Annotated in this window: 20 protein-coding genes; 17 read left to right on the forward strand and 3 right to left on the reverse strand. The window is 61.0% G+C overall.

The genetic code is table 11. From position 1 onward, the window contains the following. Nucleotides 1-439: 439 nt before the first annotated feature. From M8318_RS12720 to phnP, 16 genes are all read left to right on the forward strand, one after another. The gene (locus tag M8318_RS12720; protein WP_262662983.1) at nt 440-775 is read left to right on the forward strand and encodes a zinc ribbon domain-containing protein YjdM; all 336 of its coding nucleotides are present in this window, start codon (nt 440-442) and stop codon (nt 773-775) included. 125 nt (nt 776-900) lie between these two features. Then, nucleotides 901-1,332 (forward strand): VOC family metalloprotein YjdN, encoded by a 432-nt coding sequence (gene yjdN, locus M8318_RS12725; RefSeq protein ID WP_262662985.1) that lies wholly within the window; start codon nt 901-903, stop codon nt 1,330-1,332. A gap of 133 nt (nt 1,333-1,465) precedes the next feature. Continuing rightward, nucleotides 1,466-2,254: a phosphonate ABC transporter ATP-binding protein gene (gene phnC, locus M8318_RS12730; RefSeq protein ID WP_262662987.1), complete on the forward strand. Its 789-nt coding sequence runs from the start codon at nt 1,466-1,468 to the stop codon at nt 2,252-2,254. Between the two features lie 24 nt (nt 2,255-2,278). Further along, a complete protein-coding gene (phnD, locus tag M8318_RS12735) occupies nt 2,279-3,295 on the forward strand; it encodes a phosphonate ABC transporter substrate-binding protein (protein WP_262662989.1) in 1,017 nt (338 codons plus the stop codon). A 100-nt stretch (nt 3,296-3,395) separates the two neighbouring features. Continuing rightward, nucleotides 3,396-4,175 (forward strand): phosphonate ABC transporter, permease protein PhnE, encoded by a 780-nt coding sequence (gene phnE / locus M8318_RS12740; protein ID WP_262662991.1) that lies wholly within the window; start codon nt 3,396-3,398, stop codon nt 4,173-4,175. 20 nt (nt 4,176-4,195) lie between these two features. Next, nucleotides 4,196-4,921 (forward strand): phosphonate metabolism transcriptional regulator PhnF, encoded by a 726-nt coding sequence (gene phnF, locus M8318_RS12745; RefSeq protein ID WP_262662993.1) that lies wholly within the window; start codon nt 4,196-4,198, stop codon nt 4,919-4,921. Next, nucleotides 4,922-5,374: a phosphonate C-P lyase system protein PhnG gene (gene phnG, locus M8318_RS12750; RefSeq protein WP_262662995.1), complete on the forward strand. Its 453-nt coding sequence runs from the start codon at nt 4,922-4,924 to the stop codon at nt 5,372-5,374. Next, nucleotides 5,371-5,955, forward strand: coding sequence for a phosphonate C-P lyase system protein PhnH (gene phnH / locus M8318_RS12755; RefSeq protein WP_166181334.1), 585 nt, complete (start codon nt 5,371-5,373; stop codon nt 5,953-5,955). Before phnG ends, phnH begins: the two co-directional genes overlap by 4 nt. Further along, a complete protein-coding gene (locus M8318_RS12760) occupies nt 5,955-7,019 on the forward strand; it encodes a carbon-phosphorus lyase complex subunit PhnI (RefSeq protein ID WP_262662997.1) in 1,065 nt (354 codons plus the stop codon). Before phnH ends, M8318_RS12760 begins: the two co-directional genes overlap by 1 nt. Further along, nucleotides 7,012-7,857, forward strand: coding sequence for an alpha-D-ribose 1-methylphosphonate 5-phosphate C-P-lyase PhnJ (locus tag M8318_RS12765; RefSeq protein ID WP_262662999.1), 846 nt, complete (start codon nt 7,012-7,014; stop codon nt 7,855-7,857). The genes M8318_RS12760 and M8318_RS12765 overlap by 8 nt, the downstream gene beginning before the upstream one ends. Next, a complete protein-coding gene (phnK, locus tag M8318_RS12770) occupies nt 7,854-8,609 on the forward strand; it encodes a phosphonate C-P lyase system protein PhnK (RefSeq protein WP_262663000.1) in 756 nt (251 codons plus the stop codon). Before M8318_RS12765 ends, phnK begins: the two co-directional genes overlap by 4 nt. A gap of 102 nt (nt 8,610-8,711) precedes the next feature. After that, nucleotides 8,712-9,392 (forward strand): phosphonate C-P lyase system protein PhnL, encoded by a 681-nt coding sequence (phnL, locus tag M8318_RS12775; protein WP_262663001.1) that lies wholly within the window; start codon nt 8,712-8,714, stop codon nt 9,390-9,392. Then, a complete protein-coding gene (gene phnM / locus M8318_RS12780) occupies nt 9,389-10,525 on the forward strand; it encodes an alpha-D-ribose 1-methylphosphonate 5-triphosphate diphosphatase (RefSeq protein WP_262663002.1) in 1,137 nt (378 codons plus the stop codon). Before phnL ends, phnM begins: the two co-directional genes overlap by 4 nt. Next, nucleotides 10,522-11,073 (forward strand): ribose 1,5-bisphosphokinase, encoded by a 552-nt coding sequence (gene phnN, locus M8318_RS12785; RefSeq protein ID WP_166185051.1) that lies wholly within the window; start codon nt 10,522-10,524, stop codon nt 11,071-11,073. Before phnM ends, phnN begins: the two co-directional genes overlap by 4 nt. Then, entirely contained in the window at nt 11,066-11,500 is a 435-nt protein-coding gene (gene phnO / locus M8318_RS12790; RefSeq protein ID WP_262663003.1) for an aminoalkylphosphonate N-acetyltransferase, read from the forward strand. Before phnN ends, phnO begins: the two co-directional genes overlap by 8 nt. Nucleotides 11,501-11,509: 9 nt before the next feature. Continuing rightward, nucleotides 11,510-12,268 carry a phosphonate metabolism protein PhnP gene (phnP, locus tag M8318_RS12795; protein WP_262663005.1) on the forward strand — a complete coding sequence of 253 codons (759 nt, stop codon included), beginning with the start codon at nt 11,510-11,512 and terminating at the stop codon, nt 12,266-12,268. Nucleotides 12,269-12,358: 90 nt separating this feature from the next. Here phnP and yjdP read toward each other — a convergent pair whose 3' ends face one another. The 3 genes from yjdP to M8318_RS12810 all read right to left on the reverse strand — a co-directional run bounded on the left by yjdP (nt 12,359) and on the right by M8318_RS12810 (nt 15,802). Continuing rightward, the gene (gene yjdP, locus M8318_RS12800; protein WP_262663007.1) at nt 12,359-12,685 is read right to left on the reverse strand and encodes a DDRRRQL repeat protein YjdP; all 327 of its coding nucleotides are present in this window, start codon (nt 12,683-12,685) and stop codon (nt 12,359-12,361) included. Nucleotides 12,686-12,755: 70 nt separating this feature from the next. After that, nucleotides 12,756-13,388 carry a GNAT family N-acetyltransferase gene (locus M8318_RS12805; RefSeq protein WP_262663009.1) on the reverse strand — a complete coding sequence of 211 codons (633 nt, stop codon included), beginning with the start codon at nt 13,386-13,388 and terminating at the stop codon, nt 12,756-12,758. Nucleotides 13,389-13,495: 107 nt separating this feature from the next. Next, nucleotides 13,496-15,802 (reverse strand): ATP-binding protein, encoded by a 2,307-nt coding sequence (locus tag M8318_RS12810; protein ID WP_262663011.1) that lies wholly within the window; start codon nt 15,800-15,802, stop codon nt 13,496-13,498. 130 nt (nt 15,803-15,932) lie between these two features. On the opposite strand from M8318_RS12810, the gene M8318_RS12815 reads away from it, so the two are divergent. Then, complete coding sequence (locus M8318_RS12815; RefSeq protein WP_262663013.1) at nt 15,933-17,447, forward strand: sugar ABC transporter ATP-binding protein; 1,515 nt, start codon at nt 15,933-15,935, stop codon at nt 17,445-17,447.

Raw genomic sequence — 17,447 nt, forward strand, 5'->3', positions numbered from 1 at the left:
GCACGCTCCTTCGGTCAGGGAAACCGAAAGATTAAGAGCGTAGCTCAAATTTTAAAAAAATCAGGGAAAATCACCATCAGTTACCCACCAAAAATGAGGGGTAAATCATCCTTTGCAGACCAGGGATGGCTATTAAAGCAAGTAAGTGAAATATCATTAGTGTCTTCACCTTATCTGAAATGACACGGCGTATCAATTTGCCGCAATAAAATATTCTCGCTTTTAATCAGGCGCGTTTCTTTCCCGCGTCTGACCTCCAGCATCGCCTGGATCACTGACAGAGAATGTCATTGAAAAGACTTTTTTTTGCCAAAAGCGAAAAATAATGTCACCGACAACAGTAAGGACATGCGTTATACTTGCCGCCTTTTTCGACAACCTGTCGATTTTTGGCGGACCTGATTGCCGCCGGTTCGCACTATTTTGAGGAGAACACACCATGTCACTGCCACACTGTCCAAAATGCAGCTCTGAATATACCTACGAAGATAACGGGATGTTCATTTGCCCGGAATGCGCGTACGAATGGAACAACGCAGAACCAGCGCAAGAGAGCGATGAGCTGATCGTGAAAGATGCCAACGGCAACCTGCTGGCCGATGGCGATAACGTTACCGTTATTAAAGATCTGAAAGTGAAAGGCAGCTCGTCGATGCTGAAGATCGGCACCAAAGTCAAAGGCATCCGCTTAGTTGAAGGTGACCACAATATCGACTGCAAAATTGACGGTTTCGGCCCGATGAAGCTGAAATCGGAGTTCGTGAAAAAGAACTGAGTTTTTCTTTTGTAGGCCCGGCAAGCGAAGCGCCGCCGGGCGCGTTTGCCGGATGCGCTGCGCTTATCCGGCCTACAAATACCGAACTACACTTACTGAGCTTCTCTTTACCTGAGGTAATGATTATGCCATTAAGTCCCTACATCTCGTTCCCCGGTAACTGTACCGAGGCCATCGCCTTCTATCAGCAGGCCGTCGGCGCAGAACTCCTCTATAAAATCACCTTCGGCGAAATGCCTAAAGACGATAGCAGCGACGAAGGCTGTCCGTCCGGCATGTCGTATCCGGATTCCGCCATCGCCCACTCCAACGTGCGCATCGCCGGCAGCGATATCATGATGAGTGACGGCACGCTCGGCACAGAAGCCACCTACGCAGGCTTTACGCTGGTGCTCGACACCCAGGACGTGGCGGAAGGCAAGCGCTGGTTCGATAACCTGGCCGCGGGCGGCACCATCGACATGGCCTGGCAGGAGACCTTCTGGGCCCACGGCTTCGGCAAAGTAACCGATAAATACGGCGTTCCCTGGATGATCAACGTCGTTAAACTGCAATGATCCCGACGGCGGGCCCCCGCGCCCGCCTGTCATCGCTTTCACGTCAACTCTTCAAACTCCCGCAACCAACACTTAACCCAAATGTCACATTGATCCGCCAGCATGAGGCCACATTTGAATCGAGGCCTCACCCATGCAAACCGTCATCCGCGTCGAGAAACTGAGCAAGACCTTCCATCACAACAAGGCCCTGCATGCCGTTGATCTGACCGTCCAGCAGGGCGAAATGGTAGCGCTGCTGGGGCCCTCCGGTTCAGGTAAATCCACCCTTCTGCGCCACTTAAGCGGCCTTATCACCTGCGATAAAACCTCTGAAAGCCACGTTGAGCTGCTGGGCAACACCGTGCAGCGCGCGGGCCGTCTGGCGAGTGATATCCGCAAAAGCCGCGCGCAGACCGGCTACATCTTCCAGCAGTTCAACCTGGTGAACCGCCTGACGGTGCTGGAGAACGTGCTGATCGGCGCGCTCGGCAGCACTCCGTTCTGGCGCACCTGCCTGCGCTGGTTCGCACCGAAGCAGAAGCAGGAAGCGCTACAGGCCCTGACCCGCGTCGGCATGGCCCACTTCGCCCACCAGCGCGTCTCCACCCTGTCCGGTGGACAGCAGCAGCGTGTGGCGATTGCCCGGGCGCTGATGCAGAAAGCCAAAATCATTCTCGCCGATGAGCCGATTGCCTCGCTGGACCCGGAATCGGCCCGCATCGTGATGGAAACCCTGCGCGACATTAACCAGAAGGATGGCATCACCATCGTGGTGACGCTGCATCAGGTGGATTACGCCCTGCGCTACTGCGAGCGCATCGTCGCCCTGCGTCAGGGGCACGTGTTCTTTGATGGTGCCAGTCATCAGTTTGATAACGACCGTTTTGATCATCTCTACCGCAGCATTAATCGCGTCGAAGAGAACGCGCAGGCTGCTTAACTAAACCCGATCCGAGGAAAGTCCATGAGCTACAAAGCCGTTGCCGCGCTGGCCTTTACCAGCATGTTCAGCATCAGCACCCTGTTAAGCCCGGCATACGCCCAGGAGCAGGAAAAAGCGCTGAACTTTGGCATCATTTCGACGGAATCACAGCAGAACCTGAAGCCGCAGTGGGAACCCTTCCTGAAAGACATGGAGAGCAAACTGGGGATCAAAGTGAACGCCTTCTTCGCCCCGGACTACGCGGGCATCATCCAGGGAATGCGCTTCAACAAAGTCGATATCGCCTGGTACGGCAACCTCTCGGCGATGGAAGCAGTGGACCGCGCTAACGGCCAGGTCTTCGCCCAGACGGTCGCTGCCGACGGCTCCCCGGGTTACTGGAGCGTGCTGATCGTCAACAAAGACAGCCCGATCAACAACCTCAACGACCTGCTCGCCAAACGCAAAGAGCTGACCTTCGGCAACGGCGACCCGAACTCCACCTCGGGCTTCCTGGTCCCGGGCTATTACGTCTTCGCCAAAAACAACGTCTCCACCAGCGACTTCAAACGCACGGTCAACGCCGGGCATGAAACTAATGCCCTCGCCGTCGCCAATAAGCAGGTGGATGTGGCCACCAACAACACCGAAAACCTCGACAAGCTGAAGACGTCCGCCCCGGACAAGCTGAAAGAACTGAAGGTGATCTGGAAATCGCCGCTGATCCCGGGCGACCCGATTGTGTGGCGTAAGAACCTCTCCGAGAGCACCAAGGACAAGGTGTACGACTTCTTTATGAACTACGGCAAAACCGCGGAAGAGAAGAGCGTGCTGGAACGCCTGGGCTGGGCGCCGTTCCGCGCCTCCAGCGACCTGCAACTGGTACCGATTCGCCAGCTGGCGCTGTTCAAGCAGATCCAGGGCGTGAAGGAGAACAAGGGTCTGAAGGAGGAAGAGAAGAGCAGCAAGATGTCTGAAATTCAGGCGCAGCTGGACGATCTCGACCGCCTGACCGCCGCGCTGGGCGCGATGAGCAGCGTGAATAAAGCGGTGCAGTAGTGCTTTTTGCCCGGTGGCGCGCAGCGATCCGGGCCTACTTTCTGGATCGTAGGCCGGATAAGCGTAGCGCCATCCGGCACACAAACCGCAAGGAACCGACATGCAAACCATCACTCTCCCACCGCCCAAACGCAGCTGGTTCTCGCTAATCAGCTGGGCCGTCCTGCTGGCGGTGCTCGTTGTCTCCTGGAAGGGCGCGGAAATGGCCCCGCTCACGCTGATTCAGGATTCCGGCAACATGGCGACCTTCGCCGCCGACTTCTTCCCACCGGACTTCAGCCAGTGGCAGGACTACCTCGGTGAAATGGCCATCACCCTGCAAATCGCCGTCTGGGGCACCGCCCTGGCCGTGGTTCTCTCGATTCCGTTTGGCCTGATGAGCGCCGACAACATCGTGCCCTGGTGGATCTACCAGCCGGTGCGCCGCCTGATGGATGCCTGCCGCGCCATCAACGAAATGGTCTTTGCGATGCTGTTCGTGGTCGCCGTCGGTCTCGGCCCGTTCGCCGGGGTGCTGGCGCTGTTTATCCACACCACCGGGGTGCTCTCCAAGCTGCTGTCGGAAGCGGTGGAAGCCATCGAGCCCGGCCCGGTCGAAGGCATTCGCGCCACCGGGGCCAACAAGCTCGAAGAAATTCTCTACGGCGTCCTGCCCCAGGTGATGCCGCTGCTGATCTCTTACTCCCTGTACCGCTTTGAGTCTAACGTCCGCTCCGCGACCGTCGTCGGTATGGTCGGCGCGGGCGGGATTGGCGTCACCCTGTGGGAAGCGATTCGCGGTTTCCAGTTCCAGCAAACCTGCGCCCTGATGGTACTCATCATCGTGACGGTCAGCCTGCTGGACTTCCTCTCTCAACGTTTGCGTAAGCACTTCATCTGAGAAGCGAGGCTTTGATTGGTATGCACTTATCCAGACATCCGACCAGTTACCCCACCCGCTGGCAAGAGATTGCCGCGAAGCTCGAAGTGGAGCTGCGCACCCACTACCGCTGCGGGGACTACCTGCCCGCCGAGCAACAGCTCGCCGACCGCTATGAAGTGAACCGCCACACCCTGCGCCGCGCCATTGACCAGCTTGTCGAGCGCGGCTGGGTCCAGCGCCGTCAGGGGGTTGGCGTGCTGGTGCTGATGCGCCCGTTCGACTACCCGCTCAACGCCCAGGCGCGCTTCAGCCAGAACCTGCTGGATCAGGGCAGCCACCCCACCAGCGAAAAACTACTCTCGGTGCTGCGCCCGGCCTCCAGCCACGTCGCCGACGCGCTGGGGATTTCGGAGGGCGATAACGTCGTCCACCTGCGTACCCTGCGCCGGGTCAATGGCGTGGCGGTGTGTCAGATCGACCACTACTTCGCTGACCTGACCCTCTGGCCGGTGCTGCAAAACTTCGCCAGCGGCTCGCTACACGACTTCCTGTTCGGGGCCACCGGGATTGCGCTCAAGCGCACCCAGACCCGCATCAGCGCCCGCCGGGCGCAGGCCAAAGAGAGCAAGGTGCTGGAGATCCCCAACATGGCACCCCTGCTCTGCGTGCGCACCCTTAACCACCGTGACGGCGAGGTCAACGCGACGGAGTACTCCGTCAGCCTGACCCGTGCCGACATGATTGAATTCACCATGGAGCACTGAATGCATTTCGATACCTCCACCCGCCAGCACTGGATGGCCGTGCTGGCCCACAGCCAGCCGGCGGCGCTTGCCGCGCGGATGTCGGCGCTGAGCCTGACGCCCGCCTATGAGCTCATTCGCGCCCCGGAAACCGGGCTGGTGCAGATCCAGGCGCGGATGGGCGGCACCGGGGCACGCTACTTTGCCGGGGATGCCACCCTGACCCGCACCGTGGTGCGCCTTGCCAGCGGCACGCTCGGCTACAGCTACCTGCTCGGGCGCAATAAAACCCATGCCGAGCAGTGCGCGGTGATCGATGCCCTGCTGCAGGAAGCGCCACACTTTCAGACCTTAATGGAAACCCTCATTGCCCCGCTGGAAGCCGACCGTGCCGCACGCCTTGCTGCCCGTCAGGCCGAAATCAACACCAGCCGGGTCGACTTCTTTACGCTCGTTCGCGGAGACAACGCATGACCCTTCAACCCGCTTTTACCCTTGCCGTGCAGGATGCCCAACACAGTTTTCGCCGTCTGCTGAAAGCGATGAGCGAACCGGGGGTGATCGTCTCCCTGCATCAGCTGAAACACGGCTGGCAGCCGCTGAACCTCGCCACCACCAGCGTGCTGCTGACTCTGGCCGATAACGACACCCCGGTCTGGCTGTCGGGCGCCGTCGGCAACGATATCGTCAGCAGCAACCTGCGTTTTCACACCAGCGCCCCGCTGGTGGATCAGCCCCAGCTGGCGGTGTTCGCCGTCGCCGACGAGCAGATCAGCCACCAGCAGCTGAACGCCCTGAGCGAAGGCAGCGCCGTGGCACCGGAGACCAGCGCCACCCTGATTTTGCAGGTGCCGAGCCTGAGCGGCGGACGCATGCTGCGCCTGACCGGGGCCGGGATCGCCGAGGAACGCATGGTCGCTCCACAGCTGCCGGAGTGCATTATTCATGAGCTGACCGAGCGCCCGCACCCGTTTCCGCTGGGGATCGACCTGCTCCTGACCTGTGGCGAACGCCTGCTGGCAATCCCGCGAACCACCCACGTGGAGGTGTGCTGATGTACGTTGCCGTCAAAGGGGGCGAGAAGGCGATCGCCGCCGCCCACGCCCTGCAGGAGCACAGACGCCGGGGCGATGGGCAGCTCCCCGAGCTGAGCGTCGCCCAGATCGAACAGCAGCTCAACCTCGCCGTGGATCGGGTGATGACCGAAGGCGGCATTGCCGACCGGGAGCTGGCGGCGCTGGCGCTGAAGCAGGCCAGCGGCGATAATGTCGAGGCTATCTTCCTGCTGCGCGCTTACCGCACCACCCTGGCGAAGCTGGCGGTGAGCGAGCCGATCAACACCGCCAAGATGCGCCTCGAACGTCGTATTTCGGCAGTCTACAAAGATATTCCCGGCGGCCAGCTGCTCGGCCCGACCTACGACTACACCCACCGCCTGCTTGATTTCACCCTGCTGGCGAACGGCGAAACTCCGCCTCTGAAAACCTCAGACGCCCCACAGGACGCGGCTCCGCACGTCTTTAGCCTGCTGGCCAGCCAGGGCCTGGCGAAGGCGGAAGAGGATAATGGCAGCGAGCCGGACGACATCACCCGCACCCCGCCGGTCTATCCCTGCTCCCGCGCCTCGCGCCTGCAACAGCTGATGCGCGGCGACGAGGGCTACCTGCTGGCGCTGGCCTACTCCACCCAGCGCGGCTACGGGCGCAACCACCCCTTTGCCGGAGAGATCCGCAGCGGCCATGTTGATATTGAAATTGTGCCGGAAGAGCTGGGTTTTGCGGTGAACATCGGCGAACTGCTGATGACCGAGTGCGAAATGGTTAACGGCTTTGTTACCCCGGATAACGACGCCCCGCACTTCACCCGCGGCTACGGGCTGGTGTTCGGCATGGGCGAGCGCAAGGCGATGGCGATGGCGCTGGTCGACCGGGCGCTACAGGCCCCGGACTACGACGAAAACCTCGCTGGCCCGGCGCAGGATGAGGAGTTCGTGCTGGCCCACGCGGATAACGTTGAGGCCGCCGGGTTTGTCTCGCACCTCAAGCTGCCGCACTACGTCGATTTCCAGGCCGAACTGGAACTGCTGAAACGTCTGCAACAGGAGCGCAATAATGGCTAACCTCAGCGGCTACAACTTTGCTTATCTGGATGAGCAGACCAAACGCATGATCCGCCGCGCCATCTTAAAAGCGGTCGCTATCCCCGGCTATCAGGTGCCGTTCGGCGGCCGTGAGATGCCGATGCCCTACGGCTGGGGCACCGGCGGGATCCAGATCACCGCCAGCGTGATTGGCGAAGCGGACGTCCTGAAGGTCATCGACCAGGGGGCCGACGACACCACCAACGCCGTGTCGATCCGCCAGTTCTTTGAGCGCGTCACCGCGGTCAACACCACCGAGCGCACCGAAGACGCCACGCTGATCCAGACCCGCCACCGCATCCCGGAAACCCCGCTCACTGAAGATCAGATTTTGATTTTCCAGGTGCCGATCCCGGAGCCGCTGCGCTTTATCGAGCCGCGGGAAACCGAAACCCGCACCATGCACGCCCTGGAAGAGTACGGCGTGATGCAGGTAAAGCTGTATGAAGACATCGCCCGCTTCGGTCATATCGCCACCACCTACGCCTACCCGGTGAAGGTGAATGGCCGCTACGTGATGGACCCGTCGCCGATCCCGAAATTCGATAACCCGAAGATGGACATGATGCCCGCCCTGCAGCTGTTCGGCGCCGGGCGCGAGAAGCGCATCTACGCCGTGCCGCCGTACACCCGGGTCGAGAGCCTCGACTTCGACGACCACCCGTTCACGGTCCAGGAATGGGACGCCCCGTGCGCCATCTGCGGATCGCAACACAGCTATCTCGACGAAGTGGTGCTGGATGACACCGGCAAGCGGATGTTTGTCTGCTCCGATACCGATTTTTGCCGCCAACAGAGCGAGGCAAATAGCCAATGAAACCGCTGCTTTCGGTCAACAACCTGACCCACCTCTATGCGCCGGGCAAAGGCTTCAGCGACGTGTCGTTTGACCTGTGGCCAGGAGAAGTGCTGGGGATTGTCGGCGAGTCCGGCTCCGGCAAAACCACCCTGCTGAAGGCGATCTCCGCCCGTCTGGCCCCGCAGCACGGTGAAATTTTATATGAAGATCACTCCCTGTACGGCATGAGCGAGGCCGAACGCCGCCGCCTGCTGCGCACCGAGTGGGGCGTGGTGCATCAGCACCCGATGGACGGCCTGCGCCGCCAGGTGTCGGCGGGGGGCAACATCGGCGAACGGCTGATGGCTACCGGCGCGCGGCATTACGGCGAGATCCGCGCCACCGCCCAGAAGTGGCTGATCGATGTGGAAATTCCGGCCTCGCGCATCGACGACCTGCCGACCACTTTCTCGGGCGGGATGCAGCAGCGTTTACAGATCGCCCGCAACCTGGTCACCCATCCGAAGCTGGTGTTTATGGACGAACCCACCGGCGGGCTGGATGTGTCGGTGCAGGCGCGGCTGCTGGACTTGCTCCGCGGTCTGGTGGTGGAGCTGAACCTGGCGGTGGTGATTGTCACCCACGATCTGGGCGTCGCCCGCCTGCTGGCGGACCGTCTGCTGGTGATGAAGAGCGGCGAGGTGGTGGAAAGTGGGCTGACCGACCGGGTGCTCGACGATCCGCACCATCCGTACACCCAGCTGCTGGTGTCATCCGTTTTGCAGAATTGAGTTTCGCCGGGTGGCGCTGCGCTTACCCGGCCTACGGTTCGAGCAGTTTGTAGGCCGGGTAAGGCGCAGCCGCCACCCGGCAATCAACACCCAGAGGCCAACATGATCCGCGTCGAAAACGTCAGTAAAACCTTTGTGCTCTACCAGCAAAACGGCGTGCGCCTGCCGGTGCTGCAAAATGCCTCCCTTGAGGTCAACAGCGGCGAATGCGTGGTGCTGCACGGCCACTCCGGCAGCGGCAAATCGACCCTGCTGCGCTCGCTGTACGCCAACTACCTGCCGGACGAAGGCCATATCCATGTGCGTCACGGCGACGAATGGGTGGATCTGGTGCAGGCCCCGGCACGCAAGGTGCGGGACGTGCGCCGCACCACCATCGGCTGGGTCAGCCAGTTCTTACGCGTCATCCCCCGCGTGCCGGCGCTGGAGGTGGTGATGCAGCCCCTGCTGGATCTCGGCGTGCCGCGCGACATCTGCGCCACCAAAGCCGCCAGCCTGCTGACGCGCCTCAACGTGCCGGAGCACCTGTGGCATCTCGCTCCCTCCACTTTTTCTGGCGGGGAGCAGCAGCGAGTGAACATCGCCCGGGGCTTTATCGTCGATTACCCGATTTTACTGCTCGATGAGCCGACCGCCTCGCTGGATGCGACAAACAGCGCGGCGGTCATCGATCTGATCGAAGAGGCCAAAGCGCGCGGTGCGGCGATCGTCGGGATCTTCCATGACGACGCGGTGCGGGAACGCGTGGCGGATCGTCTGCACCCGATGGGGATCACCGCATGATCGTAAACAACGTAAAACTGGTGCTGGAAAACGAGGTCGTTGACGGCTCCATCGACGTTCAGGACGGCATCATCCGTACTTTTGCCGAAACCCAGAGCCGCCTGCCGGAGGCGATGGACGGCGAAGGCGGCTGGCTGCTGCCAGGGCTGATCGAGCTGCATACCGACAACATGGACAAGTTCTTCACTCCACGGCCAAAGGTGGACTGGCCCGCCCATTCGGCGATGAGCAGCCACGACGGAATGATGGTCGCCAGCGGCATCACCACCGTGCTGGACGCGGTGGCGATCGGCGACGTGCGCGACGGCGGCGACCGGCTGGAGAATCTGGAGAAGATGATCAACGCCGTGGAGGAGACGCAGAAGCGCGGCCTCAACCGCGCCGAGCATCGCCTGCACCTGCGCTGCGAGCTGCCCCATCACACCACCCTGCCGCTGTTCGAGAAGCTGGCGGGCCGCGAGCCGGTGACCCTGGTGTCGCTGATGGATCACTCCCCGGGTCAGCGTCAGTTCGCCAATATTGAAAAGTATCGCGAATATTATCAGGGCAAATACTCCCTCAATGACGAGCAGATGGCGCGCTACGAAGAGGAGCAGTTGGCCCTGGCGGCACGCTGGTCGCAGCCTAATCGCCAGGCCATCGCGGCAATGTGCCGGGAGCGTAATATCGCCCTCGCCAGCCACGACGATGCCACAGTCGATCATGTGTTTGAATCCCGGCAGCTTGGCAGCACGATCGCCGAATTTCCTACCACCTTTGAAGCGGCAGAAGCCTCCCGCCAGCACGGCATGAACGTCCTGATGGGCGCCCCAAATATCGTGCGCGGCGGATCGCACTCCGGCAACGTTGCGGCCAGCTCGCTGGCGTCGCTCGGGCTGCTGGATATTCTCTCGTCCGATTACTACCCGGCCAGCCTGCTGGATGCCGCGTTCCGGGTGGCCGACGATGAGGGCAACGCTTTTACCCTGCCGCAGGCGATCCGTCTGGTGACGAAGAACCCGGCGCAGGCGCTGAACCTGCACGACCGCGGGGTGATTGGCGAAGGCAAGCGCGCGGACCTGGTGCTGGCGCACCGCAAAGGCGAGCATATTCATATCGACCACGTCTGGCGTCAGGGAAAACGGGTGTTCTGATGGGAAGAGTGATCTGGTTAATGGGGCCGTCGGGCTCCGGAAAGGACAGCCTGCTGGAGGCATTACGCCAGCATACCCACCCGCAGCTGCTGGTGGCGCACCGCTATATCACCCGCCCCGCCACTGCCGGGAATGAAAATCACATTGCCCTCAGCGAGCCCGAGTTTTTTACCCGCGCCGGGCAGCAACTGTTTGCCCTGAGCTGGCACGCTAACGGCTATTATTATGGGGTGGGCCTGGAGATCGACCTCTGGCTGCACGCTGGGTTCGACGTGGTGGTGAACGGCTCGCGGGCCCATCTGCCCCAGGCGCAGGCGCGCTATGCGGCAGCGTTACTGCCGATCTGCCTGCAGGTATCGCCAGAGATCCTGCGGAGCCGACTGCAAAGCCGTGGCCGGGAGAACGCCCGGGAGATCGACCAGCGGCTGGAGCGCGCCGCCCGCTATACGCCTTCCCACTGTCCTGTCCTGAATAACGACGGAAGTTTGCTCCAGTCCGTCGAGCGCTTCCTCTCACTGATTCACCAGAAGGAGAAAAACCATGCCTGAGTGTGAGTTGCGTCCCGCCACGGCGGAGGACGTTGACGCGGTATACGGCCTGATTTGCGAACTTAAGCAGGCCGAGCTGGACCGATCGGCTTTTCACGCCGGTTTTGCGGCCAATCTGCTGGATCACAATATGCGTTACCAGCTGGCCGAACAGGAGGGACACATTGTCGGCATGATCGGCCTGCATATGCAGTTTCATCTGCATCATGCCAACTGGATCGGCGAAATCCAGGAGCTGGTGGTAATGCCGCAGGCGCGCGGGCTGAAAGTGGGCAGCCAGCTATTAGCCTGGGCCGAGGCGTTCGCGCGTCAGGCCGGGGCAGAGATGACCGAGCTCTCCACCAGCGTAAAGCGCCTCGATGCGCACCGCTTTTATCTTCGGGAAGGGTACACACAGAGCCATTTTCGCTTCACCAAACCGCTGTAAGGGGGCGCTATGAGTCTGACCATTACGTTAACAGGAACCGGTGGCGCCCAGCTGGTGCCCGCTTTTGGCTGTGACTGTCCGGCCTGCCGTCGGGCGCGTTTGCAGGACGCCTATCGCCGTCGCCCCTGTAGCGCGGTGGTCAAATTCAACGACGCGGTGACGCTGCTGGACGCGGGGATCCCGCACCTGATGGACGATTGGCCCGCAGGCAGCTTTCAGCAGTTTTTACTCACCCACTACCATATGGATCATGTCCAGGGGCTATTCCCGCTGCGCTGGGGCGTGGGGGCGACCATCCCGGTATACGGCCCTCCGGATGAAGCTGGCTGCGACGATCTGTTTAAACATCCCGGTATTCTCGACTTTAGCCATACGCTGGAGCCCTTTGTGGTGTTTGAACTGCAGGGACTGCGGGTGACCCCGCTGCCGCTCAACCATTCGAAGCTGACGTTTGGCTATCTGCTGGAGAGCGCCCACAGCCGGGTAGCCTGGCTGTCGGACACCGCCGGGCTGCCGGACAAAACGGTGAAGTTTTTACTCAACAACCATCCGCAGGCGATGGTGATTGACTGCAGCCACGAGCCGCGCACGGAGACGCCGCGCAACCATTGCGATCTGAATACGGTTATCGCCCTGAATAAGGTGATTGGCTGCCCGCAGGTGATCCTGACCCATATCAGCCATCAGTTTGACGTGTGGATGATGGACAACCCGCTGCCGGAAGGGTTTGAGGCGGGGTATGACGGAATGGTATTGGTGCTGGACTGAAGCATCGCATCGCCGGGTGGCCGCTACGCCTTACCCGGCCTACGGTTCGCGGCCATTTGTAGGCCCGTGCAAGCGAAGCGTCACCGGGCGTTACCGCCGATCGTAATCATCCTCTAACCGGCGCTCATCCTCTTCAAGGCGACGTCGATCTTCATCCAGCTGACGCTGACGGTCATCCAGCTGGCGGCGTCGGTCCTCAAGCTGCCTGCGACGATCGTCATACTGGCGGCTATCACTGCTGCGACGGCTATCGTCGTAGCGATCGTCGTCGGAATTGCGATTATTGCTGTTGGGGTTGTAGGCATCATTAATCGCCTGCTGAATATTGCCGATCGCATCATCAACGATGTCGGCATGCGCCAGCTGGCTGGTTAAAGAGAGCAGACCAAATAACAGAGCGGTAAAGGTACGTTTCATAAAGCCAGTCTCGCAGGGTGAGCTGGCTTTACGGTAATAAACGGCAGGTAGAGCGAGTAGCGGAGGAATCTCAAATTCTGTAGCCTGAACTCCCCTCCATCATTTGATTCGCTCGTTGCCTGTTCTCCGCCACTAAAACGACACCATGACATTTTTGGTCAGGCGAAATACTCCAGATACGCTCCTCAGGAATACAGCCGCCATCGTAAATCACTTTGCTGCCATCATAGGGCCAAAATGCGCCTTGCTCGGTATCCAGGACAAAAACAGCAATTTGATCGGACTCACGTGCAATCTTTTGCCAAAGCATCTTACCGCCTTCGTACTGGTCGAAATCGCTTACCAGCGTGATACCACAGTGCAGGATTAACGCCTCATACAACCGGGTTGCCAGCCCTTTATCTCGCTCTGCGGGATCGACACAAATCCCCTCGACCTGAATAATATTGGCATCTTCCCAGCAGCGTTCGACGGCAACAATATCTTTGCCCAGGGTGGGTTTTCGCTGTAAATCAAGCGCCGCCACCACACGATGGCGCGGTACCCCTTCAAAGGTTTCGATATCCGCTTCAATAATGGCCGCACGAGGCGTCTGTGGATCGTAGATAACATGCAGCAGTCGCCCGGAGAGTTCAAACTCTTCGACCTGTTTAAAGGCGCGCGCGACTGTCATCGGGCTATAGGTTGTAGGCATCACGATCATATGTGAGTCCCCTCTCGTCAGTACCGGCATAATTCCCTTTATATCCTAATCCGCTTATTTTTGCGCAGATTAGCACCACCGATACCGCGGAAACGATTGATTAATTCTTAAACACTGCGGCGAATTTTCTCCGCATTCGTATCGATTTTACGCAGCGCCTGCGCCAGCTGCCCGCGGGTAAAAGGTTTACGCAACAGCTCCACTTCCGGCAGTTGCGGGTTGTGCGCCGGGCGCAGATCCTGGCCGCTCATCAGCAGTACCGGGAGATGCGGAAAATGCTGGCGCACATGCTGGATCACTTCCGCGCCGCTCAGGTTGCCGGGCAGCATTAAGTCACTGATAAAAATCTCAATATCCGCAGAGGCGCCCAGCATCTGCAGCGCCTGCTCGCCGGTTTCGGCCTCCAGGGTCAGGTAGCCCAGCTGGTGGAGCTGTTCGCACAGCGTCTGGCGGACGTCGGTCTGGTCGTCCAGCACCAGCACCAGCCGGTCGCCTGACGGTGAGGTGGTGGTCGCACCGGCTTCCACCGAGGGCACCACCTGTAAGGTGGCGCGCGGCAGATGCAGCCGCACGGTGGTGCCCTGTCCGGGGGCGCTTTCGATCTCCACCCGTCCGCCGGACTGGCGCACGAAACCGTAGACCATCGACAGCCCCAGCCCGCTGCCGCTGCCGGTCTGTTTGGTGGTGAAGAAAGGTTCAAAGACCTGGGATTTGATCGCCTGCGACATCCCGGCGCCGTGGTCGATCACTTCCAGCGCCACCATGTCCTGCTTACGTCCGTCGCTGCGGGTCACGCGCTGGTTCCAGGTGCGGATTTTGATAGTCCCGCTGTGTCCTTCCATCGCATCGCGGGCGTTCATCACCAGGTTGATGAGGGCGTTTTCCAGCTGGCCAACGTCAATCCACGCTGGCCACGCCGGAGTCTGCGCTTCGATATCCAGCGTCAGGGTGGCAGGCAGCGAGTGGCGCATCAGCTCGGCGAGGTTCTCCAGCAGGGGTTTCATCTCCACCGCGTGCGGGTTCAGGGACTGCTTGCGGGAGAAGGCCAGCAGGCGCTGGGTTAACAGCGCCCCGCGCTCGGCGGCTTTCAGCGCGCGGCCGATGCGCGGGGCATCCGGCGAATGGGGATCGGCCAGCTCCAGGCTGCCGATGATCACCGCCAGCAGGTTATTGAAATCATGCGCCAGCCCGCCCGTCAGCTGGCCGACCGCCTTCATCTTCTGGCTGTGCAGCAGTGCCTCCTCCAGCCCCTGGCGTTCAAGGCGATCCACCTCCATCTGCGAAGTCTTCTCCTTCAGCAGGCGGGTAGTGTGCTCCAGCGAAGCAGTATTGCGGGCAAAGACGTTAAATGCCCGGGCCAGCTCCCCCAGCTCATCCCGACGCTGCAGCGCAGGCACCGAGACATCCTGCTCGCCGTGGGCCAGACGGGACATCGCCCGGGAGATGGCGGTCAGGTTGGTGCCCAGATTGCGGTAGATATACCAGCAGGCAAAGGCGGTGATGATCAGCGCCAGCACGGCAAACAGGGTGATAAAGATGCTGATGGAGCGCAGCTCCTGATGGCTCTCGGCGGTACGCAGCTGCGAGGCCTGCGCCACCTGCTCCACGTAGCGGTTGATATCGCTGTTCAGGATCGCCACCAGCGCCTTGATGTGGAACATATACCAGCTGATCGACAGATCGCTCTGTTCCAGCTGCCCGGAGAGCGGGCCGAGCTTGTTGAGTTCGGCGTTAAAATCGGGCAGGACGAAGCTCACCACCGGCTGCGTGGCCTGGCGGGGTAACATCGCCGTCACCGTATCCAGCTGCTGAATAGTAGCCCGCGGCGAGGGGGTTTCGATGGCGGCGGCGATCAGCCGGTCCATCTCGCTGAGCAGCCGGGCGTCGGGCAGATTACTGGCGTCGCGGCGGTTGATCTCCTGCAGATGGCGGAGATAGCTCTGGCTCTGGTAGAGGGAGCTGAGCAGCGCGTTACGCTCCAGGTGGCGTCGCTGCCCGCGCTCCAGCATCCCGGTTACGCTTTGCTGAAGCTCGTTGCTGCGCTGGATGATCCGCGCCACCAGCGCCGGCTCCTGCTGCGCCAGCGGCGCGTCGGCAAGCTGCTCCAGCGCGCGGCCCAGCGCCGTCTGGGTCTGTTTCAGGCGGTTGGCTTCGTCTTTATACTCCAGCGCCCCCACCACCTGCGACAGCCGCACCGCCGCCGTCGCCACGTTGGCGGTTTCCCGCGCCAGATTCATGCTGCCGGTCATGTCGTCCAGGGTCTGACGCTGCACCTGCTCCTGGATGTTACTGGCATGGCGAAAGCCCAGCACCGCCACGCCGCTGACCATTAACGTCACCGCCACCACCAGCAGATTGAAGATCAGCAGGCGGCCACGGGCACTGGCGAAGAAGGGGGGACGGCGTGAGGGCATGTTGGCTCCGTGGCGTAACTGTGATCCACATTAACTATTCATAACTATGACAAATATGAACGACTTCTGACATTTTGCATTTACCGGGGTGTGATGAAGTGCGGATATCGACCCTCACAGGAGATCCGCCATGAGCAGAACCCCGGTTTTAGAGATGCGCAACATTGCCAAAACCTTTGGCAACTTCCACGCGCTGAAGGGTGTGGATCTGACGGTCTTCCCCGGCGAAATCCACGCCTTAATGGGCGAAAACGGCGCCGGAAAAAGCACCCTGATGAAAATTCTCGCCGGGGCCTACACCGCCACCGGCGGTGAGATCCTGATCGACGGCAAGCCGTTTCACATCAAAGGCCCGAAAGACGCCCTGGCGGCAGGCATCACCCTGATCTATCAGGAGATGCAGCTCGCCCCTAACCTCACCGTGGCCGAGAACATCTTCCTCGGTAGCGAGCTGTCACGCGGCGGGCTGGTGCAGCGCAAAACGATGGCCGCCCAGGCCCAGGCGGTAATCGACCGGCTTGGCGCCCACTTCAAAGCCACCGACCTGGTAATGAAGCTGACCATCGCCGAGCAGCAGCAGGTGGAGATCGCCCGGGCGCTGCACCGCAACAGCCGCATCCTGGTGATGGATGAACCCACGGCCGCCCTCTCCTCGCGGGAAACCCACCGTCTGTTCGAGCTGATTTTGCGCCTGCGCGACGAAGGGATGGCGATTATCTATATCAGCCACCGCATGGCTGAGGTGTATGAACTGTCGGATCGCGTCAGCGTGCTGCGCGACGGCCAGTACGTCGGCAGCCTGACCCGCGACAAGCTCAACGCCTCTGAGCTGGTGCGGATGATGGTCGGGCGGCCGCTGAGCGATCTGTTCAACAAAGAGCGCGATATTCCCCTCGGCAGCCCGCGTCTTAACGTCCATCACCTGACCGACGGCGGCAAAGTGCAGCCCTGCAGCCTGCAGGTGCGTTCCGGCGAAATCGTCGGCCTCGCCGGGCTGGTGGGTGCCGGGCGTTCCGAGCTGGCGCAGCTGATTTTCGGCGTGCGCAAGGCGACGGGCGGGATGATTGAGGTGGATGGCGAGCCGGTGGTGATCCACTCCCCGCGCGCCGCCATCGATCATGGGATCGGCTTTTTAACCGAGAACCGCAAGGAGCAGGGGCTGTTTCTCGAGCTGGCGGCGCAGGAGAACATCACCATGGCGACCCTGGAGCGCGACGCCACCTTCGGCTGGCTGAACCGTAAAAAAGCCCAGTCGATCTCCGATGACGCCATCGCCCTGCTCAATATTCGCGTGCCGCACTCCCAGGTGCGGGCGGGCGGGCTCTCGGGCGGTAACCAGCAGAAGCTGCTCATCTCCCGCTGGGTGGCGATTGGCCCGCGCATTCTGATCCTCGACGAACCGACCCGCGGGGTGGACGTCGGGGCCAAAAGCGAGATCTACCGGATCATGAACCAGATGGCGCGCAAAGGGGTGGCGATCCTGATGATCTCCAGCGAACTGCCGGAAGTGGTCGGCATGAGCGATCGCGTGTACGTGATGCGCGAAGGGAGCATTGCCGGGGAGCTCCATCGGGCCGATATCACACAAGAAAACATCATGACGCTGGCGACCGGCGTTAACGACTCTCACCATCGGGCGGTATAA

Origin of the sequence: Leclercia tamurae, from assembly GCF_025566055.1 — a bacterium.
Lineage (GTDB): Bacteria > Pseudomonadota > Gammaproteobacteria > Enterobacterales > Enterobacteriaceae > Enterobacter > Enterobacter tamurae.